At 60.3% G+C, this 21,311-nt stretch carries 18 protein-coding genes and 2 tRNA genes; 3 read left to right on the top strand and 17 right to left on the bottom strand.

Annotation, left to right across the window (positions count from 1 at the left end; all coding sequences use genetic code 11):
- Window positions 1-40 precede the first annotated feature (40 nt).
- Window positions 41-502, top strand: a complete 462-nt coding sequence (locus tag CLV78_RS09850; RefSeq protein ID WP_106204639.1) for an Lrp/AsnC family transcriptional regulator — start codon at window positions 41-43, stop codon at window positions 500-502.
- A 33-nt stretch (window positions 503-535) separates the two neighbouring features.
- Here CLV78_RS09850 and CLV78_RS09845 read toward each other — a convergent pair whose 3' ends face one another.
- From CLV78_RS09845 to CLV78_RS09835, 3 genes are all read right to left on the bottom strand, one after another.
- Window positions 536-2,503 carry a calcium-binding protein gene (locus tag CLV78_RS09845; RefSeq protein WP_106204638.1) on the bottom strand — a complete coding sequence of 656 codons (1,968 nt, stop codon included), beginning with the start codon at window positions 2,501-2,503 and terminating at the stop codon, window positions 536-538.
- A gap of 273 nt (window positions 2,504-2,776) precedes the next feature.
- Entirely contained in the window at window positions 2,777-2,902 is a 126-nt protein-coding gene (ykgO, locus tag CLV78_RS09840) for a type B 50S ribosomal protein L36 (protein ID WP_039685556.1), read from the bottom strand.
- Window positions 2,903-2,978: 76 nt separating this feature from the next.
- A tRNA-Val gene (locus CLV78_RS09835) sits at window positions 2,979-3,053 on the bottom strand.
- A gap of 154 nt (window positions 3,054-3,207) precedes the next feature.
- Between CLV78_RS09835 and CLV78_RS09830 the strand changes: the two genes are divergently transcribed.
- Entirely contained in the window at window positions 3,208-4,071 is an 864-nt protein-coding gene (locus tag CLV78_RS09830) for an N-formylglutamate amidohydrolase (protein ID WP_106204637.1), read from the top strand.
- 41 nt (window positions 4,072-4,112) lie between these two features.
- On the opposite strand, the gene CLV78_RS09825 is transcribed toward CLV78_RS09830, so the two are convergent.
- From CLV78_RS09825 to CLV78_RS09805, 5 genes are all read right to left on the bottom strand, one after another.
- Complete coding sequence (locus CLV78_RS09825; RefSeq protein ID WP_106204636.1) at window positions 4,113-5,066, bottom strand: alpha-L-glutamate ligase-like protein; 954 nt, start codon at window positions 5,064-5,066, stop codon at window positions 4,113-4,115.
- Window positions 5,066-6,598: an inactive transglutaminase family protein gene (locus tag CLV78_RS09820; RefSeq protein ID WP_158263502.1), complete on the bottom strand. Its 1,533-nt coding sequence runs from the start codon at window positions 6,596-6,598 to the stop codon at window positions 5,066-5,068. The genes CLV78_RS09825 and CLV78_RS09820 overlap by 1 nt, the downstream gene beginning before the upstream one ends.
- Window position 6,599: 1 nt before the next feature.
- Window positions 6,600-7,157 (bottom strand): ATP-dependent zinc protease family protein, encoded by a 558-nt coding sequence (locus CLV78_RS09815; RefSeq protein WP_106204634.1) that lies wholly within the window; start codon window positions 7,155-7,157, stop codon window positions 6,600-6,602.
- Window positions 7,158-7,538: 381 nt separating this feature from the next.
- Window positions 7,539-7,892, bottom strand: coding sequence for a hypothetical protein (locus tag CLV78_RS09810; RefSeq protein WP_106204633.1), 354 nt, complete (start codon window positions 7,890-7,892; stop codon window positions 7,539-7,541).
- 14 nt (window positions 7,893-7,906) lie between these two features.
- Window positions 7,907-9,742 carry a S8 family serine peptidase gene (locus CLV78_RS09805; protein ID WP_106204632.1) on the bottom strand — a complete coding sequence of 612 codons (1,836 nt, stop codon included), beginning with the start codon at window positions 9,740-9,742 and terminating at the stop codon, window positions 7,907-7,909.
- Window positions 9,743-10,124: 382 nt separating this feature from the next.
- Here CLV78_RS09805 and CLV78_RS09800 point away from each other — a divergent pair, with 382 nt between their 5' ends.
- Entirely contained in the window at window positions 10,125-10,871 is a 747-nt protein-coding gene (locus CLV78_RS09800; protein WP_106204631.1) for an SDR family NAD(P)-dependent oxidoreductase, read from the top strand.
- Window positions 10,872-11,026: 155 nt separating this feature from the next.
- On the opposite strand, the gene CLV78_RS09795 is transcribed toward CLV78_RS09800, so the two are convergent.
- The 9 genes from CLV78_RS09795 to CLV78_RS09755 all read right to left on the bottom strand — a co-directional run bounded on the left by CLV78_RS09795 (window position 11,027) and on the right by CLV78_RS09755 (window position 20,604).
- Window positions 11,027-11,102: transfer RNA gene (locus tag CLV78_RS09795), tRNA-Trp, on the bottom strand.
- 296 nt (window positions 11,103-11,398) lie between these two features.
- A complete protein-coding gene (locus tag CLV78_RS09790; protein WP_106204630.1) occupies window positions 11,399-11,734 on the bottom strand; it encodes a cupin domain-containing protein in 336 nt (111 codons plus the stop codon).
- Between the two features lie 68 nt (window positions 11,735-11,802).
- Window positions 11,803-14,136: a DUF4962 domain-containing protein gene (locus CLV78_RS09785; RefSeq protein ID WP_106204629.1), complete on the bottom strand. Its 2,334-nt coding sequence runs from the start codon at window positions 14,134-14,136 to the stop codon at window positions 11,803-11,805.
- A gap of 76 nt (window positions 14,137-14,212) precedes the next feature.
- Window positions 14,213-15,769: an extracellular solute-binding protein gene (locus CLV78_RS09780; RefSeq protein WP_106204628.1), complete on the bottom strand. Its 1,557-nt coding sequence runs from the start codon at window positions 15,767-15,769 to the stop codon at window positions 14,213-14,215.
- A gap of 38 nt (window positions 15,770-15,807) precedes the next feature.
- Complete coding sequence (locus CLV78_RS09775; protein WP_106204627.1) at window positions 15,808-16,689, bottom strand: carbohydrate ABC transporter permease; 882 nt, start codon at window positions 16,687-16,689, stop codon at window positions 15,808-15,810.
- A gap of 12 nt (window positions 16,690-16,701) precedes the next feature.
- Window positions 16,702-17,679, bottom strand: a complete 978-nt coding sequence (locus CLV78_RS09770) for an ABC transporter permease (RefSeq protein ID WP_211300971.1) — start codon at window positions 17,677-17,679, stop codon at window positions 16,702-16,704.
- Window positions 17,680-17,689: 10 nt separating this feature from the next.
- Window positions 17,690-18,784: an ABC transporter ATP-binding protein gene (locus CLV78_RS09765; RefSeq protein ID WP_106204626.1), complete on the bottom strand. Its 1,095-nt coding sequence runs from the start codon at window positions 18,782-18,784 to the stop codon at window positions 17,690-17,692.
- 44 nt (window positions 18,785-18,828) lie between these two features.
- The gene (locus CLV78_RS09760; protein WP_146136674.1) at window positions 18,829-19,608 is read right to left on the bottom strand and encodes a GntR family transcriptional regulator; all 780 of its coding nucleotides are present in this window, start codon (window positions 19,606-19,608) and stop codon (window positions 18,829-18,831) included.
- Window positions 19,609-19,884: 276 nt separating this feature from the next.
- A complete protein-coding gene (locus tag CLV78_RS09755) occupies window positions 19,885-20,604 on the bottom strand; it encodes a FadR/GntR family transcriptional regulator (RefSeq protein WP_106204624.1) in 720 nt (239 codons plus the stop codon).
- Window positions 20,605-21,311 lie beyond the last annotated feature (707 nt).

Below are 21,311 nucleotides of genomic sequence, written 5' to 3'. Positions count from 1 at the left end.
CGTGGTAAAAAATCCGAAGAACAACGCGAAATGGTGGAAAATGCTCGATCGCTTTGATGCTCACATCCTGCGGGAGATGCAGCGCGATTCCAATGTGGCCATCGCTGTCCTCGCCGAGAGGATCGGGCTATCCTCGTCAGCCTGTCACCGGCGGGTGAAGCTCCTGGAGAGTGCCGGCCTCATCGATGGCTACTCCGCACGGGTCAACCGGAAGGCCCTCGGCCTCAACCTGGAGGTCTTTGTCGACATCACGCTGACATCCCAGAGCCAGGAGGCAATGGACGCCTTCGAGCGCGCCGTGATGCTTTATGAAGAGATCCTGGAATGCGTGCTGACAACAGGGACGGCGGACTACATCCTGCGCATCGTCGCCCGCGACGTCGGGCACTACGACAACATTCATCGCAACTGTCTGGCACGCCTGCCCGGCGTTTCAGGCATGCAAACAAGCTTCGCCCTGCGGTCGATCAAATCCTGGCGCGGCTATCCGGTGCCGGGATGACCGGGGCGACGCGGATGGCCACCCCGGTCAGTATCAGGTGAAGTCGAAGGAACCGGCGGTCAGTTCTCCCATCGTGATTCCTTCGAGAATGATCACGTTGAGGCCGTCGTTGTCCAAATCGTAGGTCACGCTGCCGCTTTCGTTCCGTGCCGCGTTCTTGAACGCTGTGAGACTGTGCGCCTCGCCATTTCCAGACAGCATCCGGATCACATCGCCGTCCGATACGCTGAAGTCGGTGATCGTGTCGGTGCCAAAGCTGCCAGCGAAGACGAAGATGTCGGACCCGGCCCCGCCGAGGAGCCGGTCCGTGCCTCCGCCGCCGCGTAGAAGATCATCGCCCAAGCTCGCCTTCAGCACGTCATCCCCACGGCCGCCCAATAGGACATCATTGTCGCGTCCGCCGCCGAGCTTATCGTTGCCCTGTCCGCCAAAAAGCTTGTCGACGCCCTGACCGCCACTCAGTCTGTCGTTTCCGTCCTCTCCCGAGATCGAATCGGCTCCGGAGCCGCCTTTCAGAATGTCATTGCCATCCTGGCCGTTCAGCCCGTCATCTCCGGCCTGGCCAAACAAGGCGTCGTTCCCTTCACCGCCACGCAGGGTGTCGTTCTGGAGCCCGCCGACGAGCTTGTCGTTCCCCTTACCGCCAACGAGAAGATCATAGCCCTTGCCGCCCCGGAGAACGTCGTCACCGGCGAAGCCGAACAGTTTGTCGTTGCCCCCCTGGCCGCGAAGCTTGTCGCCGGCGGAAGTGCCTGTGAGTTTGATATTGCCTCCCTCGACGTCATAGAAAGCAACGTGAACGGTGTCGGTGTCGCCGCGGATCGCCCTGCCGCTTGCGTCATGAAAGGCGATTGCAATGCGGCCATCATCGGTTTCGGTCAGGCTCGGGGCGCTCTTGGGGCCGCTTGATCGACCGACCGTGACCTGATCGGCAATCTCTCCATTCGCATCCAGCAGGTAGAGATCGATGGCGTTGGTCTTGTCCACGGCCAGCGCGGCACCGCCATTTGCCAGACCGATCATGTCGAGCGTGTCGCTGGTGCTGTCGACCTTGCCGTCGCGGTCGATCTGGTTGTTGCGGTAGGTATACTCGCCAGCGTGATACTCGAACGCGCCGTAGTTGCTCAGCACATCAACGAGAACGCGGATATTCTCCTTGTCGATCTGTTCGGTGTAGGCGACGGCGAAGTGCCCGTCCTTGAGCGGGGCAACCTCAACCTGGTATTTGGCGAAGTCCTCGCCTTTTGTGCCTTTCAGGGACAGGTTGAGAGGCCCGTATATCCCTTTGCGCACGCTCGGGGCATCGAAGCTGGTATCCGTCAGAACCAACTGAATAACGGAGTCGCCGTTCGCAGACGCCCGTACGATATCGCCATTCGGGAGTTGCGCTATGTCGGTATCGACGTAGTCGGTGAGGGTTGCAGCGGCGAAGGACTCCAAGCGATACCCGCTTGGAGAGATGACATTGACCTGACCACTGCCGAGCACAACCACCAGTCGATTGTTTGAAATCGAGACCAGTTCGTGCAGCTGCTCCGCGGGATCCTGTGGCCACTCCACGAAACCGGATCCGTCAGCGGATTCCGACGGGCCGTCCGGGTACAGGTCAATTGATCCGCTCGTGCGTTGGCTCCCGTCCAAGAAGTAGGAGTACATGAATACATCGACATCGAATGGATTGTCGCCATATTGCGCCGACTGCGTCCAGGCGATGCTCCAACCGCCGTCTTCCAGTGCGGCGACTTGCGGGGCGTCCTGCCGGAAGGGTTGCCAGGTGTTGACCTGAAATGAATCGCCAAGAGGCGATCCGGTGTCCGAGAACAATCGCGCAAAAACCGCGCTGTCTACGTCATCGTGCTTTGATGTCGGCCGTTCGAGGAGTTCGCTCCAGACGACAATCAGATCGCCGTTCGCCAATGTTGCGATATCAGGCTCGTGTCCCACCGGGGAGAAACCGACGGAGCCGGCAAGTACTTCATTCTGAATCTGGGATAACTGCAAGATCTTCCTCCTTTATTCTTTGGTCAAGGCGTATCCGGCGCGACTCACCTGGTCAATAAAAGTGTCGTCGTTGTGGCAATCGTGCGGTGGCGTGGAAGCGCATTGGCAGCATTGGGGAGAATTGCGTAGCGAACAGGCAATTTGCCGCTTTGCACGGCACATTTCCGGTCAATGGGATCGTGTGGCAGAGAAAAGGAGGATGAGAGGGGGAACCAAATACGAAAAGAGGGCCGCAGTTTCCTGCGACCCTCTTTCATTTCCGATCTGCGCTGATCAGCCCTGGCGGGCCTTGAAGCGGCGCTGGGTCTTGTTGATGACGTACACGCGGCCCTTGCGGCGCACGATACGGCAATCCCGATGCCGGTTTTTCAGCGAGCGGAGCGAGTTGCGGACCTTCATGGCCTTCCCTTTCTCTAGCTCTGGCGCTGAACGGCGCCAAGGGTTTCAACAAAGCCGGTTTCCCGGCCCAATCTCATGGTGGGCGGTACTGGGATCGAACCAGTGACCCCTACGATGTCAACGTAGTGCTCTACCGCTGAGCTAACCGCCCGTCCGGCGCCAAACCTGCTGCGTCCCGTTCCCGAAAGGAAAAGGACGCGGTCGATTCCGCGTCGGTGGAGGGCGTATAAAAGGAACCGGCGGTGGGTTCAAGGGCTTTTGGAGAGAGAATTTATACCGCTATATGGTGGGGCGAAGGAGACGATATGACCGAACTGCCATTTCGCCTGAGTTTGCCTGCGAACCGCACCACCTGTGTGGTGTTTTCGTCCCCGCACAGCGGGTGCGACTACAGTTGGGATTTCCTGCGACGCTCCGTGTTGGACGAGATGTCGATTCGCAGTTCGGAAGACGCGTTCGTCGATCGGTTGTTCGAAACGGGAACCGGGTTTGGAGCGCCGTTACTGGCCGCGCGGGCACCGAGAGCCTTTGTCGACCTCAACCGCGGTGCTGACGAGCTTGACCCGGCCGTGATCCAGGGCGCACGCAGCCTGACCCACAATCCCCGGGTGGCCTCGGGTCTTGGAGTGATCCCCCGAGTGGTTTCGAACGGGCGTGCAATCTATCGCGGAAAGCTGCCGCTGGCCGAAGCGCGAGGGCGGTTGAACGGTTTCTGGCATCCGTATCACGAGCGACTTCAATCCCTGCTGGACGAAAGTAAGAACGCCTTCGGCTCGTCCATCCTGGTGGATTGCCATTCGATGCCGCACGAGGCTGTGCAATCTGTTCCGGGGTCGGACAATCGCAAACCGCATGTCGTTCTTGGCGACCGGTTCGGGGCGGCCTGCTCCCCGGAAATCATGGATCGTGTCGAGGTCGCGTTCACGCGGGCAGGTCTGCGGGTTGCACGAAACGCACCCTTCGCAGGCGCCTACATCGCCGAGCACTACGGGCGACCGTCCCGCAAACAGCATGCAATCCAGGTAGAGATCGACCGCTCGCTCTACATGGACGAGCGCAAGATCCAGCCCAGCCGGGACTTCAGCGGCTTTCGGGAAACGCTGCGGGGCGTGATCTCGGACATTGCCGATATCGGGCGTCTCGCATCGATGCCGCTCGCGGCGGAATAGTCCGGTTGGGATTCCAAGGGACCCGGTGCAGCGAAGCTGATCTAGGCGAACGCCTCCATCGCCCAGTCCGCGCGATCCTCGGGCTGTTCCGGCGCCTCGCCGCTGGCAAGCAACGCTTCGATCCGATCAATCCTTCCAGCCATGCCAGCGCCATTGGCGACCTGGATTGCTAGTCCCGGTCGCGCATTCAGTTCAAGTACCTGAGGCCCCTGGTTGCGGTCCAGCACGATATCTGTGCCGAGATACCCAAGACCGCTTGCAACCTGACAGCGTGCCGAGAGCCGGACCAGATCTGGCCAGTGCGGGACCTGGATGTCGGCGAGCGTCGCCCCGGTATCGGGATGCGTCTCCACCGGGACACCGTTCATCACGGCGCGCAGAGCGTGCCCGGTCGCGATGTCCAACCCGACGCCCACCGCCCCCTGATGCAGGTTGGCCTTCCCGTCGGAAGCGCTGGTGGACAACCGCGTCATCGCCATTGTCGGAAACCCCTTGTAGACGATCACCCGGATGTCGGGCACGCCTTCGAATGTGAACCCGTCGAAAACCCGGTCGAAATCGACCATGGACTCGATCATCGCCACGTCCGGCTTGCCGCCAAGCGAAAACAGTCCCGACAACGTGTTGTTTATGTGTCGGGCGACGGCCTCGAAACCGATCGTGCTTCCGGAGGGTTTGACGTAGCTGTCGCCCTCGCGTCCGGACACCACAAGGATCCCTTTTCCGCCAGAGCCTCGCGCTGGCTTGATCACGAATTGCCTGTGCGGTTCCAGAAAACCGGGAAGCTCCTTGATCTGACCCGTCTGCTTCACCACTCCGATCAGTTGTGGCGCGGCGAGCCCGTGGGTCTCCAGCAACTGCTTGGTTCGCAGCTTGTCATCCACGAGGGGATAGAGGTGGCGGGGATTGTTCTCGGCGATCAGCTGAACATTGCGGCGGTTCATGCCGACGATCCCGGCCCGCGAAAGCTGCCACGGGGTTGCCAGGCCAAACATCACTTGTCCCTCGCGAGCGGCTCGAACCGGCGCAGCTCGCTCAGGCGGTAGCCCGTGTACTGACCGATCACCAGGATGATCGCGAGCACGACCAGCAAAAGCTCGGGGAACTCGAAGGCCCAGTAGGAGACGTAGCGGTTGGTCATCACCAGATAGGCAAGAACCGCCGTCAGAAGACTGCCCCCGCCTTGTATGAGCACGTCCTTCATGCCCTCCTCCTCGGCCAGAACGGACATGCGTTCGATGGTCCAGGAGATGATGATCATCGGGAAGAACGTGACCGACAGGGCTGTCGTGAAGCCGAGTTTGAATCCGACGACCGACAGGAAGATGTAGAGCGATATCACGACGATCAGGACGGCGGCTATTCGTGGAACCAGCAACAGGTTGAGCGAGGTCAGGTAGCCGCGGATGAAAAGGCCGATGCTGACCACGACGAGGAACAGCGTCAGCCCGGGAATCAACTCCGTCTGAACAAAGACCAGCGCGATCAGGATCGGCATGAAGGTACCGGATGTCTGCAATCCGACGAGGTTGCGCAACACGACGACAACGAGAGCGCCGATCGGGATCAACAAGAGCGTAGCAAAGGTTTTCTGGCTCTCGACTGGCAGAGAGAAAATCGAGAAGTCGACGAGCAATGACCCGCTTGCCTTCGACGCGGCGAGCGCACCGCGCCGCGACGAAATCTCGTCGGCGATAGCGGAGAACTGGATCTTGGATCCGAAGGCGCCCTCCACCTCAAAAATGGCTTCTTCACCACGCTGGAAGGGTAGGAACAGTTCAGGCAGTCCGACTTCCGCAGTCGCCGGATTGATCGCGACCCATTGCTCGCCTGTCCAGACTTCGAACATTGTTTGCAGACCGGAATTGGATCCGTCCTCGTCCAGCGCAATGCCACGCAGCTGGTGCGCGGGGATCCCGGCGGCGTGCAGCAAGCGAACGATCATTGCCACTTCCTCTCGGCTGGTCGGCTCGTCGGGAAACAGCGCTGTGGCGGCCGGTGAGGGGGCATCAGAGCCAAGCGCCTGAGCGAGGCGGATCGCCATCCCCTCCGGGTCGGCCGAGAATGTGTGCGCCTCTGCGAGTATGGTGTCAGCCGCGTCGGCCTGATCCTCGGTGAAGATCGGGGCCTGCGGGATCTCCGGATCGCCGGGGGCATGGGCGGGCGGTGTGCCGTTGCCGCGGTAGATCCGGGCGCGGTAGTAGAGCGAGTGGTTTCCGACCGGCGCACGCGCTTGCCAGACGCCGGTGCGGCCGGGGCCATCCTTTTCGATGTGGAAACCAAAACCGCGACCGGCTGCCCCCTGATCCACCACCAGCAGCGTGTCGGTGCCTTGTGGAAGGCTCATCGATACTTTCACCGGTTCACCGGCTGCTTGGAAGGAAATCCTCGCCTCTGCTGTCCAGACGGTCTCCTTCATCCCCGGTGTCAGCGGGAACCCGAGGCCGAAATGCTTGAAGGCTGTCATCCCGAACCCGACGATCAGGAGGACCGTGACGATGATCCGAAGCTGGGACTTGGCTGACATGTCACTCTTCCTTGGCGGGTTGGGGCGTGTCCTGCACATAGGACTGGCTGACGTCGACGATGGCCACCTGCTGCAGGAAATTCCGACCAATCAGCAAAGGGAACTCGAAATCCCCTCGATCCGTCAGGTTGACCTCGATTCTGCGTGACACCTCGCCGATTGTCACGTCCAGTTGGACGACCGCGCGCTGGTGGCTTTCCTCGCTCTCGCGTTTCTTGATCCGCACCATCCGTTCAACGGGCCGGGAGGTCTCGATAGAGGTGTCGTCTTCATCGTTGCGCAGGGTAAAGCGGACCCATTCCTTGCCGTCCCTCTCGAAGATCTCGATATCGACGGCGTGGATAGAGGTCGTCGTCGCCCCGGTGTCGATCCGGGCCGGCCATGTGACGTTGAACTCGGGCAAGTGAACGTTTTCCGCCTCTCCCAGAACGAGCAGGTCACCGAAGGCAAGGTTCTCCTCCAGCCGGATGACCCGCGGCGCCTCCTCTGCGGTGAGCCATGTCGGGCAAAGGCTTGCCGCAAGAGTGAGGGCAACAGAACAGCGCAACAGGAGTTTCATCAATCCGTGCTCCTTGAGATCCCGTCTGGACAAGAACCGTCACGATGCCAAATCGGACTCGACAACGCAATTGCGATCAACGACTTGCGGAAAAGGCCATGGTGGATGCGCCGTCGCTTCAGGCATATCGGCTTGCAACTTTATTGGCACGGGGCGCTTCCTGCTGGGTGCCCCGGCTTCAGATCACGTGCAGCTATCTTGGTCTGCTGGCTGTTGGAGCGGGTTGCCAAGCATCGGCTGGCTGAACTGGTGTTGTCCCCTCCCGTCGCCAGACATGGCACCGAGAGAACCGGGGTGCCGACAACCCACTCCGCCAATCGGAGAGTGCGAAACTCCGGACGGTCGATTGTGCGCGAATGTCTTGAACGCTTGGTGCCGGTGTCAATCGTCCGGCAGGCGCGGTGCCTTCCCGCCCATGTAGGACAGAAATTCGGCCGAACCTTCCTCACCCCTCGGTGCCAGTTTCATCGGGTCCTCGATCCTCACCATACCTGGCACCTCGACGGCCCGCGAAAGGCTGCGTCTGGGCAGGTTGCCCACGATGACGCCGACACCGGAACTCGTTACCGTGACGTTCAAGTCAGTGAGCGTTCGGGCCATGACTTCGGGATCGGCGTCCGGCGCAATGCGAAAGATCACCGTGCGGGTCTGGTCCGGGTCGCCTCCCGCCGCCCAGCCGGCCAGGCTGGACGCGATCTTCTTCGGGTTTGGCGACGTCTTGCCGGTGTCACTCATGCAGATCCCCGCGATCAGGTCACGACAAGATAGTCCAGAAGTGCCTCGACATCCACTTTGCCGTAGCCGAATGCCGGGTTCCAGACCGCGCCAGTGTCGTCGTCCCTTTGTCCGGTTGCCCGCAGCCGAAGCTGGATGTCCTCAGGCGTCAGGTGCGGTTCCTGTTGCAACATGAGGGCGATGACGCCGGTCAGAAACGGCGTTGCCATGCTGGTACCCTGAATCGAAATGTACTGGTTGCCCGGCAGGCGGCGCGGCGCGAACCTCGGATCGTTGGCCAGAGTGCTGTTGCTGGCAAGGGCGGCGACCACATGTTGACCAGGCCCGGCGATCACCGGTCGCTGCACGCCGGTCCGGGTGGGTCCGTTGCTGGAAAAGGGCGAGATCTGTCCCCCAGCGAGTCCCGGCAGCGGCGGGTCGCCCGGGAGGATGCCCGCACGGCTGACAAAGGAGCCTACGGAGATTGCGCGTTCCTCGGTCGCAGGCATGCCGATCGAATGAAGGGGCGAGGTCTGGGACATGAAGATGTTGCGCGCGTTGTCGAAGCTGGCCGTGTGTGCCCAGGCATGCACCTCGCCCTGAAGGACCCTTGTCGCGTTCAACCGCAGGGTCCAGCGGCGATTGCTCTGGAGCGCGCCCACGGCGAAGAAGAGGTTGGTGTCTCCATTGAACTGGTCCCTGCGCAGATCGCCGATGAACTGACCCGCCGCGGTCTGCTGCAACTGTCCATCCAGGGCAACTTCCGTCCCGTCGGGATCAATGACCGAGGCGTCGACATCGTCCCCCCTAGGGATCCACACATCGATCCATTGGGGCGAGTCGCGAATGGTGAACTCGATATTGAGGGCGGAACCCTCGATCAGTTCCCCTCGAAAATGGATCCTGTCCTGTGCCTCGTTTCCCGCGGCCACAACCACGATCCGTCCCGGTCCGCTTTCCTTGGAGATCACGTTCTCCAGCGCGCTTGTGCCGTCGTGCGGTCCGATGTGGCCGCCCAGAGAGAGGTTCACGACCGCTGGCCGGTCACCGGCGGCGGCGAAGACCCTCCGTATGCCCTCGATCGTATGCGTGTCGAACAGCGAGTCAGAGCGAACCGCCATCAACGTCGCGCCCGGGGCCACACCGCGATACTGCGCGTCCTGCGACGCGCGACCGTTGCCTGCAGCGATCGACAGGCAGTGTGTTCCGTGGCCGTTGGGGTCGCCTTGTGGAACGTTGCCTCCGCCTGCCAGGGCAGTGTCGATCTGCGCCTTGTCGAAGGTGTCGAATATGTCCTGGTCGGTCGCCGCATGACGATGGGCATGGATGAACAACTCCAGGCGGCTGTCGTTGGAGCCGGTCTGAAAATCGGGGTGCGTCCAGTCCACGCCGCTGTCCACGATACCAACGACGACACCTTCGCCGTTCAGGGCGGGGTGGCTGGCAGCGGCAATATCCGCCCGGGTCGCAGGACCGCGCGCCTCGTCGAGGCGCAACTGCAATTTGCGGCTCAACTCGGCACGACGAAGGCCCGCGATGTCGTCAAGCGCGGCAATGTTGGACCTCGGGATATTCGCCAAAAGAACGTTTGGCCCGCGGGAGACAACCTTCCCACCGATCTCGGCAACGCCACCAATGACCTGCTTTTGCGCGCCGCTGTCTACGACGAGCTTCACCGTCAAAGTGTCCTGGGGAAGGGCGGCGGTACGAGCCACGTTGGCTGGCCGGCCCGTGGGCAAGGGAGCCTCCGTCAGTTGAAGCGCCATTTCCGGGTCGTCCTGGAACGTGTCGGCAAAGAGCACGTTCTTTTCGCTCGCGGTGTGTGTCAACTCGTAGAGTCCGCCGTCAAATACAGATTTTCGCGTATCCATTTTCGAATGCCCTCTCTTTTGAAATAGACCTATTCTACCATATTTCCGGCCTGAACGGTATTTCGCGGGCTATGGGCGCGTCGGAAGCACACGCGGCAGTGCCGCACCGGTCCAGTGGCTCCACCGGGAGATACGGACGTTCCTCTTGCTGCGCGCTTCGCGACCAGAGCGGGGTGCCCGTAACGGACCACTTGGGCACCGGGACGACGGACGAGTGCTGCCCTGCCAGTTGTTGTTTGCGAACATCCGTGCGTCGGAGAAAAGCCGAGGCGATCGTCCCGTGGTTGCGGTGTTTTCTTCGGCGGTTTCCGGGAATACCCTAGGCCACTTCGGGAGCAACTTGCGGGAACACCTGACACCTCCCGATAAACTGGAGGTCGGTATGAAACTGGACGGCAAGGTCGCAATCGTCACCGGGGGTGGACGGGATATCGGGCGGGCATGTGCCCTGCGGCTGGCCAGCGAGGGATGCGCGGTGGCGGTCAACTACCTGCGAAGTGCGGACGGCGCAGAACGCACGGTCGAGGAAATCCTTGCTGCAGGCGGGCGGGCGTTCTCCGTGCAGGGCGACATGACACGGCCGAAGGCCGTTCGGGCGCTCGTTGAACGCACCGTCTCGGAGTGGGACAGTATCGATATCCTTATTCCCAACGCCGGTGGGCTGATCGGGCGAAAGACACTTCCGGAAATGACGCTCGACCACTGGCGCGCGGTTTTTGATGTGAACGTGACATCAGCCATGCTTCTCGTACAGGCGGCACATCCCTTCATGAACGACGGCGGTTCGGTGACGATGCTCGCCTCTCAGGCGGGACGTGACGGTGGTGGCCACGGAGCGGTTGCTTATGGCATGGCCAAGGGGGCAATCATGGCAATGACGCGTGGGATGGCAAAGGAACTCGGCCCGGCCATCCGCGTGAATGCCATGTGTCCCGGCCTGATTGATACCGATTTCCACAATATCTTCACCAAGCAGGAGGTCCGAGCGAGAATCGCCAATGCAAGTGCACTGCAGCGCGAGGGATCGGCGGAGGAAGTCGCGGATCTGGCGTTGTTCCTGGCCTCGGACGAGGCATCTTTCATCACCGGGGCCTGCTTGGACGTCAATGGTGGGACCATCTTTTCCTGAAGGAACGACTGGGACCTCGCCGCCGGGCACTGATCGAGGATGGGTTCATCGCCGAATGCACGCTGTGCCGGGATTGAAACGGGTCCGAGCCGGGATGATCCGACGCAGAGCATTGGCGGCATCGACAGGTAATTCACGGATTTATTTGAATATTCTGGCAGGGGCAGCAGGGTTCGAACCCGCGACCTACGGTTTTGGAGACCGTCGCTCTACCAACTGAGCTATACCCCTAAGGCCCGCGTTTCTTATGAATTTGATGCGGGTGCGTCAAGCGAATATCCGATGTCGTCACCAGGGGCGTCGGTTTCACGGTCTGCTGCAGTCAAATACGGTGTTTCCGTGCGCCGCCCAAACCGGCTTTCGGGCCCGTACGCGCTGTTGGACATGCGGTTTGCGGTACATGATCTTGACGGGATTGTGGGCGGTGCCCGGCGCCATCTTTTGGGGGGCGACCGGGGTCTGGCGCCTTCAACTCCCGGAACCGGTGCACGCGGGAGCGTCACACCGGGCCGCGGTCGTCGGCGAGCCTACTTCACGAAGTCCTCGCGGTGGGGCGTGAAGAAATCGAGCAACATGCCCTTTTCGAGGCACTTGGCACCATGCGGGATGTTGGGTTGCTTGTAGGTCGTGTCGCCAGCGCGCACGATCTTTGTCTCGTCACCAATCTGAAACTCGAACGCGCCGGAAACGACGTAGGAGATCTGTTCGTGCGGGTGGCTGTGCACCGCGCCGACAGCGCCCTCTTCAAAGTGCACTTCGACGACCATGGCATTGTCCGCATAGACGGCCATGCGACGGCTGACGCCACCGCCGAGATCTTCGAGTTCGTTATCCTTGGAAAAGCAGAAGTTGGTTACGTCCATCGGTTTTCTCCGTGGGGTGTGGCAGGAGGACGCCGGCCCGCGCGTCGGGGCCGGCTGAAGGGTTGGGATCAGGCTTTCATCAGTTTCTGAACGACGACCTGGAAGGTGTTCTCGTCGGCATCCGTGAAGTAGAGGTTCGCGTCGTAGCCCTGATCATCGATGAAGTTGAACACACGGCGAGGTGCGTCCTTGGGGTAGGGTACGACAAGCGTCGCGATCCGGTGGCGCTGCGCCTTGGGATAGGATGCCCGAACCAGGCTGCCCACAGGCAGGCCTTCGTACTCTTTCGGATCGGTTCCCTCGTAGCCTTCGGCCTGAGTGATCTCTGGTGCACCGGCTTCGGAGAAGACAACCTTGGCATAAAACCCGGCGCGTTCACCAGTATAGCGGAAGCTGTTGGACCCGACCTGAAATGGTCCGTTGGCGTGCATCAGGAAGTCGAGCGACACCGGTTCCGAAGCATCTACGCTGTCGACGATCACGAAATAGCTGTCGTTCACGAAGTAGACTTCGCGGGTCACATTGGTCACTTCAGGGGACTGCACCTTGTAGGCCTCGGTGGCATCGCCCTTGATGTAGATGTGATCGCCGCATTCCTCCGCGTTGAGGATCGTGCCGGTGGCCTGCATGGCCAGAGCCTTGTTGCCATCGGCATACTGACCCTTGCCGTTGATCAGGATCGCATTCTTCGACTTCGTCTGGCGTCGCCAGTTGCGGTGCATGGACGTGTTGAAGCCAATATAGTAGCCGGAGTTGACCGCGAGGTCTTCTCCAAACGCCGACAGGCAGAAGCTGTTCTGATCGCCGTGGCTGTGGCTGATCGAGCCATAGGGGCTCGACTTGAACACGAAGCCGATCTGCTCGTCGATGTTGCCCATGCGGTGCTGGATCGCGGCCCATCCGGTCCCCTTGAACCACTTGAGACGATCCGCATCCGCCGGGGGCTCCGGATCGACACTCGGCCAGTCGTGCCGGTAGCACATCTCGTCGAAGTTCAGGTCCCACCAACCGTAGTTGTAGAACATCATCTCCGTGCCCGGATCGTTCCGCTTCACTTCGTCATAGTACCACTGGAACGCGCCGTTTCCGGTGACGCCCGCGTATTGGCGCAGGTTGTAGGCCACCTTCAGGCAGACGCTGTCGCCCATGGTGCTGTCGTCGCCGAGCGTGAAGCGGCGTGTCAGCGGACCCTTGGTATACAGCGGGAAGTAGCCCGTGTTCTTGAAGAACGGACGCTCGTAGAGATTGAGGCCGGCGAAATTCTTCAGGTAGTTTGCCCCGTCGATGAGGTAGGCCATTGCCGTCATCCAGTAGTGCGGTCCCTCGGCCCAGCCCCCATCGGGGTCCCCCCATGGAGAATAGACGGTGTAGAGGTAGTCGACGGAGAAATCGAGCCACTCCCGGGCGTCTTCCTCCTCGCCCAGCATGGCGATGCAGGCCGGGATAATCACGGCATAGACAGAGCGCACCGCATGGCTGTCATAGGGGAACAGGTGGATATTGGCGTTCTTGATGGCGTGATCTGCCACGTCGCGGGTGCGTTCGAGCAGCGCCTTGCGCACCTTCGTGCGTTCATCCTCGGTCAACTGGTCATAGAGCCAGTCGTATCCCCAGGTGAGCGCATTGGCGATACGATAAGCCCATTCATCGGTGTAGGACCGTGAGGTCGTGCCATGCACATCCCAATCGGACACCGACAGTAGCCATTCCTTGGAGCGGTCAAGCAGAGCCTGATCGTCCAGCACGCGTCCGGCGATGGCGAGGTGACGGATTGCGTAGAGGACTTCCTGGCAGTCGATATAGCCCTGGCGCCACACCGGTGGCGTACGCTGGTTGTTCTCGTATGGCCTGATTTCTTCAATGATCGGTCGGTCGATCCACGGCTTGACCGACTTTTCGTAGAAGGTCGACCAGGTGCAGTGTTCTGGATCGGCGGCGACGGCCTCCTTGAAGGCGTCGAGTTCCTTTGGCCCGAGCCAAAGGCGCGGATGCGCCATGTTGGTGTTGGCATACCGGGTATCACGGCTTGCCAGCGGCACTTCGGGCACGCTGTCGGGGATGACGAATGCTCGGGTCTGACTCCACGCGGTGGCAGGTTTCTTTGAACCCTCGTCCCACTCGGCGTAGCTCCAGTGGTATTCACCGGGCTCGAAAACGATGTCAGGCGTATGGAAATTCAAAGGAATATTGGAGAAAACCCGAGTGCCTTTCCGGGGGAAGGATGGGTCACGGGAAACCCGCAGGACATAGCGCGCATCCTCCTCGACAACAGGCAGCCAGGTGAAGCGGGGCGGGTTTTCGACCACTGCTTCGCCGCCGGCAGGGGAATACTGAATGTTCAGCCGCCCGGCTCTCGGTTCGTCGAGATAGGCGGTGGCGTCTTTCATTGCAGACGAAGACATCTACGGGTGTCCTTGGATAGCGGTTCAAAAGAGGATGCCGCCCGCCGGAAGCGGGCGACACCGGGAGGAGTCCTGTTTAGCCGCCGTACTGGCGTTCGTAGGCCGATTGCATGACTTCAAGCACCTTGTTCATGCCCATGTCATCCAGCTCGGCCAGGTACGCATCCCATTCGGCTTCCACATCGGAGGAACCGAGGATCCAGGCCTGCTGCTTCTCGAGCATGTAGGTCCGGGCTTGAGAGAAGTACCGGTCATAGACCTTTTGCTCGTCGGCGTTGAGCGCGACACCCAGGAACTGATCGATCAGGTAGTCGCCCTCATCGTAGAGCGCAATGCCTTCGAGAGCGTATTCGTTCGACCACTGTTTCTCGTACTCGTAGTTCTGGAAGTAGCCGCGAGCGTGGAGCTGCGCGCCGACCTCGTAGAGCTGCGAGTTCATCGGGCGGCCGTTGTTCAGGACCTCTTCCTTGAACGTCGGCTTGCCGTCGACCATGTCCCAGAATTCACCTTCGACACCAAAGTTCACGAGGTTCCGGCCTTCTTCGGTGAACCAGAAGTCAAAATATTTGATGGTTTCGACCGGGTGCTTGTTGGTGCCGCCGATGGCCCAGCCGTCAGGCTTGATCGGGATTCGACGGTGCTCTTCGATCCGGTCGCCATTGACGTTCTCGGGGGGAACCATCGCCTTGAAGGTAAACCCTTCGATGCTGTCCTGCAGGCTCGAATTGTAACCTGCGGTAGAAGCGAACCAGTCGTGGGTCGCACCGCCAAGGTTTTCAGAGAGCAGGAACTCACGCGAGGACGATCCGCGGGTGAAGATTTCGGCGTCGACCAGGCCTTCTTCGTACCAGCGAGCCAGGTTCTTGATGCCTTCTTTGTAACCTTCGCCCATGTACGGATACTTGATCGTGGCGTCTTCGACATAGAAGTCGTGATAGGTATCCGACCCCGAGGAGCGGCCACCCCAGAGCGTGACGAGGCGGATCAGTTCTTCCCACTGACGTGCGAAGTAGGGAACTTCATCTGCCACGCCGTTTCCGTTCGGATCCTGTTCCTTGAAGGCACGAAGCACGGCTTCGTACTCTTCCACTGTATTCGGCACTTCAAGGCCGAGCTTGTCCAGCCAGTCGTAGCGGATGAAGAACGCACGACCGTACTTCCCGTCCGGCAGGTACGGGATGTAGTAGAGGTTGCCGTCGGCGGCACTGAGCGCGGCCTTCACTTCCGGACGCTCATCGAAATAGGCCTTCAGATTCGGCGCATGCTCGTCGATCAGGTCGTTGAGCGGCAGGAAAGCGCCCTGCGGACCGTATTGGAACACGAAGTCCTTGATCCGCGACGTGCCGACGATGTCCGGGATCTTGCCCGAGGCCAGAAGCAGGTTGAACGCTTCTTCCGAGCTGGTCGAGTTCGAGCCCACCGTCACGTTCTTGAGATGAATGTTCGTCATCTCCCTGGCGGCCTGTTCAACCGGCCACTCCTCGTCGTACTTGGTGTAGCGCTTGTGGTGCATGTGCACCGTGAGCTCCAGCGGCTCCTCCGTGATCTTGTGATGGTCATCGGCCCATGCCGGCGCGACCGAAGTCAGTGCCGATGTCGCCAGAGCAACAGCCGTCAGTTTCGCAATTCGCATGGAATTTCCCTCCCTGGGTTTGCTTGCGAGTTGAGTGATCATTCCTTCACACCTCCGAGCATGATGCCCTTGTTGAAGTATTTCTGGACGAACGGGTAAATCATGAGGACCGGGATGATGGAGCAGACGATGATCGCTGCGGTCACGGTCTCCACTGAGTACGGAGCGGTCAGGAGTGTTGACGAGAATTCCTCGTCGTCCGAAAGCGCCGATATCGTGTGCCGCAGATACACCTGCAACGGTATCTTTCCTTCGTCGGTCAGCAACACCATGGCCCAGAAGAAGCCGTTCCACCGGGATACGATGCAAAAGAGCGTGATCGTTGCGATGGCCGGTTTCGACAGCGGGACAAAGACCTTCCAGAGGATCTGGAACTCATTGGCCCCGTCCATTCGCGCCGCCTCCTGGAAGCTTTCCGGGATACTCTCGAAGAAGTTCCTGAGCAGGATGACGTTGAATGCGTTGAGGGCGAAGCCGATGATGATGCCGAAGTAGCTGTCCAGCAGGCCGAGATCACGAAAGTTGAGCCAGATCGGGATCATGCCGGCGTTGAACCACATCGTGAACGCCACCATCAGGTTCCAGAAGCGCCGCCCCCAGAGATTGGGCCGCGAGAGCGCGTAGGCCCCGGGGATCACCAGCAAGAGCGAGGTGAGGGTTCCGCCGAAGGTGTAGATGAAGGTGTTCTTGTAGGAGTTCCAGAAGGCAGGTTCCGACATCACCCGCTCATAGGCGGCCAGAGTCAGGTCGATCGGCGTCAAGACCACGGTGCCCGCCCGCGCCGCGAAGCCCGAAGAGAAGGACATCGCTGCGATATAGATGAACGGGTAGAGCGTGGAGAGCGTGAAGATCCCGATCAACACCATCGTCGTGTAGACGAAGAACTTGTCGCCGCGGGAGTAGAGGTTCATGTTTTTCATAGACTTATCCCCTTACCACAGCGACGTTCTGGAAACGCGCTTGGCGATCGCGTTGGCGCTCATGACGAGCACGAAGGCCATGACAGCGTTGAAGAGACCGGCTGCGGCTGCGACATCGTACTGACCACCGACAAGACCCTGACGGTAGATGAACGTGTTGATGACGTCCGCCGTCTGATAGGTCGCGGGCTGATACAGCAGGATGATCATCTCGAAGCTGACTTCCAGCAGGTTGCCGATACGGATGATCAGCATGATGATGATTGTGGGCAGAATGCAGGGAATGGTGATCTTCCACATCATTTGCCAGCGGTTCGCCCCGTCCACCACGGCCGATTCATAGAGCGATGGGTTCACACCCGCGATCGCTGCCAGGAACACGATGGATTGGAAGCCCGCTTCCTGCCAGATGCCCGCGCCGATGAAGATCGGCCGGAACCATTCCGGTTTCGTCAGGAAGTAGATCGGTTCCACTCCGAACCACCCCAGGAAGGTGTTCACGATACCGGCGGACGGCGAGAAGGCCGTGATGATGATACCGGCGATGATCACCGAGGAGATGAAGTGCGGCAGGTAGACGATGGTCTGCGCGGTCCGCTTGTAGGTCTCGCTCAGGATCTCGTTGAACATAAGCGCCAGGATGATCGGCATGGGAAAGCCGATGAACAGGCTGAGCAGCGAAATGATGATCGTGTTCTTGAAGGCCCGTACGAACTGGTCGCTCTGGAAAAGGGTCTCGAAATGCTCGAACCCGATCCAGGGGCTGCCCTCGATCCCGAGGAATACCGAGTAGTCCTTGAAGGCGATCTGCAGGCCATACATCGGCCTGTAGTTGAACAAGAGGAACCAGATGACCAGCGGCGCAAGCATGGCATAGATCTGCCATTCCTGCTTCAGGTGCATCTGGATGCGGTCAAGCCGCTGCGCGATGGTCAGCTTGGGGACGATCGTCTCTGTCCCGGCTGACGATTCTTTGTCGACCATTGCCATTGTGCTGTCCTCAGGCCGCCTGGCCGATTGCGCGGCCGGTATCCTTGTCGAAAAGCTTGACGCGCTCGGGCTTCACATGGAGCGCATTGACGCCGTTCAGGTGGCCGATTTCGCCATGTGTCTCCACCTTGGCGACAAAGGTCTCATTGCCGACGTGTGTGTGCAGGAGCGCCTCGGAGCCAAGTGTCTCGATCAGGTCCAGGCTGATCGGAATCTCGGCGGTGCCGGGCTCGGCGTTCAGCATGACGTGCTCCGGGCGAATGCCGACAATCACGTTGCGCCCTGCGGCGCCACGCAGGGCCTCTTGCCCTTGGAGCTGGATGAGGGTGCCATTGGCGCGGGCAATCGGGCCTTGATCGGTATCCTCCAGCACCGCTTCGAACTGGTTCATCGGCGGCGAGCCAATGAAGCCCGCGACGAAAGTGTTGGCCGGATTGTTGAACAATTCCATCGGCGTACCTATCTGCTCGATGTTTCCATCGGCCATGACGACGATGCGATCCGCCAGTGTCATCGCCTCGACCTGGTCGTGTGTCACGTAGACAGAGGTGACGCCGAGGCGCTTGTGCAACCGCTTGATCTCGGCGCGCATCTGCGTTCTGAGCTTGGCGTCGAGGTTCGAGAGCGGCTCGTCGAAAAGGAACACATCAGGGTGGCGCACGATGGCGCGGCCCATGGCGACACGCTGGCGCTGACCACCGGAGAGGTCTGCCGGGCGACGTTCGAGGTACTCGGTGAGGCCAAGGATCTTGGCCACCTCATCGATGGACTTGGCAATCTCGTCCTTGGGCACCTTCCGGATGCGCAATCCGAAAGCCATGTTGTCGGCCACGTTGAGGTGCGGGTAGAGCGCATAGTTCTGGAACACCATCGCCACGTCGCGGTCTTTCGGGGCGACACGGTTCATCGCCCTGTCTCCGATACGAAGCGTGCCGTCAGAGATTTCTTCGAGTCCGGCAATCATTCGCAGCGTCGTGGATTTTCCGCAGCCCGACGGGCCAACGAGCACGACGAACTCCTGCGGTTTGATTTCGAGGTCGATTCCATGAACGACCTCCACGGCACCGTATCGCTTCACGATACCTTCGAGAAATACGCCAGACATCTTTCCTCCCGTCCCGGAGTTGATGCGCGTCGAGCGCGCAAGGGTTACGACCGCCGGACAGCGGCGTTGAGTGTTTCGATATGATCAAGAAGCCCGGGCTGGCGAGAGAGAGTCTCGATCTCGCTTCCGAGGCCGCCGATGTGGTTCAGCAGGGCAGTCTCTGCCGCTGCCGGGTTGCCACCGCAGATGCTGGTGGCGATTTCCCGATGCTCCTCGATGATTGCCGGCCCACGGCGGATCTTGTTGATCCTCTTCAGGTGGCGGATGCGATCGACATCCGATTGCACACCTTTCACCGTCCACCAGACACCGGGAACACCGGCGAGTTCGTAGAAGCTCCGGTGAAAGGCTTCGTCAAGCTCGAAGAAGGCGTCGTAGTCGTCATTGGCGATCGCGGCTTCCTGCTCCTCGATGCTCGAATGGAGGCGTTTGCAATAAGCATCGGGCGTCAGGTGGGCCTTCTGTGCCGCCTTCCGGACGGCGCCGATTTCGAGATTGATGCGGATGAAGCAGGCTTCGAGAAATCTGTCGACGCGAATTGGAGTAACATATGTGCCGCTCTTCGGGACGATGTTCACCAGGCCGGCATCGTCCAGACGTATCAGTGCCTCGCGCACCGGCGTCTTGCTTGTCGTGAGCGCGTCCGCCACTTCCATCTCGGAGATCTGCTGTCCGGGCAGAAGGCGGATTTCGACGATCAGGTTCCTGAGGGCTTCGAATATCTGTGCGACCTTGCTCTCATGCGGCGAGAGCGTGATCCCCGCCAGCAGTTCAGAGACGGACTTGCGCCGCTCCGCACGCATCTGAGTTTGAGTTGCCTCCACGAAGATCCCCCTCCCAAGGGTCTGCTTTGCGGGCAATCTAATATCTCAGTAGCGTTATTTGTCTATATAAATCTTTACAAATTGTGAAAATTGATACGGTAGTTCGGTTCGTGAGGGTCTGGAAGTGTCCTTATTTTCAGCGATTTGAATTGGATTTCAACCGACTTGAGGGGTCCCAGATTTTACACTGGCATATTAGCCCGCCTTGATGGCGCCGGAATTTGCAAACGTTTTCGTGAGGTCTTGCATCTTGCCCGGCGCCATTGCGGGGGCGACTCACTCGCCTTCGAACACCCGCTTGCGGGCGTTTTCGACATGTTCGCGCATGACCCTGCGCGCCATTTCGCGGTCCTGGCGCTCGATGGCATCGACGATTTGGTAGTGCTCGTTCTGCACTAGATCGAGCCGTTGGCGTGTCTTTGTCAGCGACAGGTTCCGCGTGAGACTCATCCCGGTGAGGATGTTCTCCCGCATGGACGCGCGGGCCGCCACGAAATACTGGTTGTCGGATGCCCGGCAGATCGCGGCGTGCAGCATCTCGTCTGCATCCACTCCAAGAAGGTTCTCCCGGATACACCGATCAAGCTCGTCGATCGCCGCGCGAATGGCTTTCAGGTCGTCTTCCGTTCGACGCTCAGCGGCCAGGAAGGCGGCCTCCCCCTCGATCGCGGCGCGGAACTCGAAAGTTCGCTGAATATCCGCGATCGACCCAACCGGGGCAAAATCGAGCGCCGCGCCTTCCGGGCGCCGCTTCACGAAGGATCCCGAGCCTTGCCGGGATTGAATCACGTCGTCTTCACGCAATTGCCGAAGGGCCTGGCGGAGAACGGGACGGGAGACACCGAATTCTTCGCAAAGCGCGTGTTCGGTAGGGAGTTTGCTGCCAACCGGATAGGTATCGTCAGAAATGGCCGACAGGATCCTTTCGTATATCTGATCGGACAGCGTTCCCGGACGCACCGGTCTCGGTGCCGCCTGCTTCGGGGCTTCGCTCATGACATACCTCCCTGCTCCTCCTGCGTGCGCCGCCTCCTTCCGATGGAAAACTCCCAAGAAACCAAGGTGGTGACGCGACGGAAACCGTCCGTCGTTACACGACGCAATCGAGTTGGTAGCACCACTCATGAAATTTGTAAAATTTGTTCACGCTATCGGCACAACTTTTTTCAAGGGGTGCGTGGTGGGGACGAGCGCTGCGTCGGGCTGTCGGCGCGCGGGGGTCGTCCTTGGCTGGCAAAATCGTCTCGGAGATCGAGGCCGCCCAGATCGGAGGAAACGCCTCGCTCTGTAGGTTGGCGAGCCGAACTGATGGATATGGAGTGCGGCGAGATCGGCCCGCCGCCGAGGGCAATCGCAACGAGGGCGGGCGGCGTTCCTGACGCCAGAGTTGTGACGGTTCCGGTGGTTCCGCCGGATGGCCGGTATTTGGACAGGTTGCGGGTAGCTGTCCGCTGCGGTTTGCAAACCGGCGCGTCTAGATGGACAGGTTGGGTGAATACCTCGATGACCGTCGGTGGTTTATGCTGCCGAAGTACTTCGGTTCCGGAAGTCCGGAGCACGATCCTCACGATATGCAACGCTTGGACGTGCGATCCTGTCGGCGACGTCGGAAAGGTCGCGGTGGCGAGGTCGCGGCGCGCTGCGCTGGATCGTGGTCAATCGACTCGATCCCACGGAGTTTCAGGCTCGGATTCGGCGCCAAA

The organism is Aliiruegeria haliotis (genome assembly GCF_003003255.1).
Classification (GTDB): domain Bacteria; phylum Pseudomonadota; class Alphaproteobacteria; order Rhodobacterales; family Rhodobacteraceae; genus Tropicimonas; species Tropicimonas haliotis.
The sequence above is the reverse complement of the archived record's forward strand: the minus strand, read 5'-3'. Positions and strand labels throughout refer to the sequence as shown.

Bases quoted from the DNA above. Each gene is read 5' to 3' on its own strand.
- ykgO (WP_039685556.1), bottom strand. From the start codon at position 2,902: ATGAAGGTCCGCAACTCGCTCCGCTCGCTGAAAAACCGGCATCGGGAT.
- CLV78_RS09810 (WP_106204633.1), bottom strand. From the start codon at position 7,892: ATGAGTGACACCGGCAAGACGTCGCCAAACCCGAAGAAGATCGCGTCC.
- CLV78_RS09825 (WP_106204636.1), bottom strand. From the start codon at position 5,066: ATGTTTGGCCTGGCAACCCCGTGGCAGCTTTCGCGGGCCGGGATCGTC.
- CLV78_RS09800 (WP_106204631.1), top strand. From the start codon at position 10,125: ATGAAACTGGACGGCAAGGTCGCAATCGTCACCGGGGGTGGACGGGAT.
- CLV78_RS09775 (WP_106204627.1), bottom strand. From the start codon at position 16,689: ATGAAAAACATGAACCTCTACTCCCGCGGCGACAAGTTCTTCGTCTAC.
- CLV78_RS09755 (WP_106204624.1), bottom strand. From the start codon at position 20,604: ATGAGCGAAGCCCCGAAGCAGGCGGCACCGAGACCGGTGCGTCCGGGA.
- CLV78_RS09765 (WP_106204626.1), bottom strand. From the start codon at position 18,784: ATGTCTGGCGTATTTCTCGAAGGTATCGTGAAGCGATACGGTGCCGTG.
- CLV78_RS09850 (WP_106204639.1), top strand. From the start codon at position 41: ATGCTCGATCGCTTTGATGCTCACATCCTGCGGGAGATGCAGCGCGAT.
- CLV78_RS09820 (WP_158263502.1), bottom strand. From the start codon at position 6,598: ATGTCAGCCAAGTCCCAGCTTCGGATCATCGTCACGGTCCTCCTGATC.
- CLV78_RS09780 (WP_106204628.1), bottom strand. From the start codon at position 15,769: ATGCGAATTGCGAAACTGACGGCTGTTGCTCTGGCGACATCGGCACTG.
- CLV78_RS09815 (WP_106204634.1), bottom strand. From the start codon at position 7,157: ATGAAACTCCTGTTGCGCTGTTCTGTTGCCCTCACTCTTGCGGCAAGC.
- CLV78_RS09805 (WP_106204632.1), bottom strand. From the start codon at position 9,742: ATGGATACGCGAAAATCTGTATTTGACGGCGGACTCTACGAGTTGACA.
- CLV78_RS09790 (WP_106204630.1), bottom strand. From the start codon at position 11,734: ATGGACGTAACCAACTTCTGCTTTTCCAAGGATAACGAACTCGAAGAT.
- CLV78_RS09770 (WP_211300971.1), bottom strand. From the start codon at position 17,679: ATGGCAATGGTCGACAAAGAATCGTCAGCCGGGACAGAGACGATCGTC.
- CLV78_RS09785 (WP_106204629.1), bottom strand. From the start codon at position 14,136: ATGTCTTCGTCTGCAATGAAAGACGCCACCGCCTATCTCGACGAACCG.
- CLV78_RS09830 (WP_106204637.1), top strand. From the start codon at position 3,208: ATGACCGAACTGCCATTTCGCCTGAGTTTGCCTGCGAACCGCACCACC.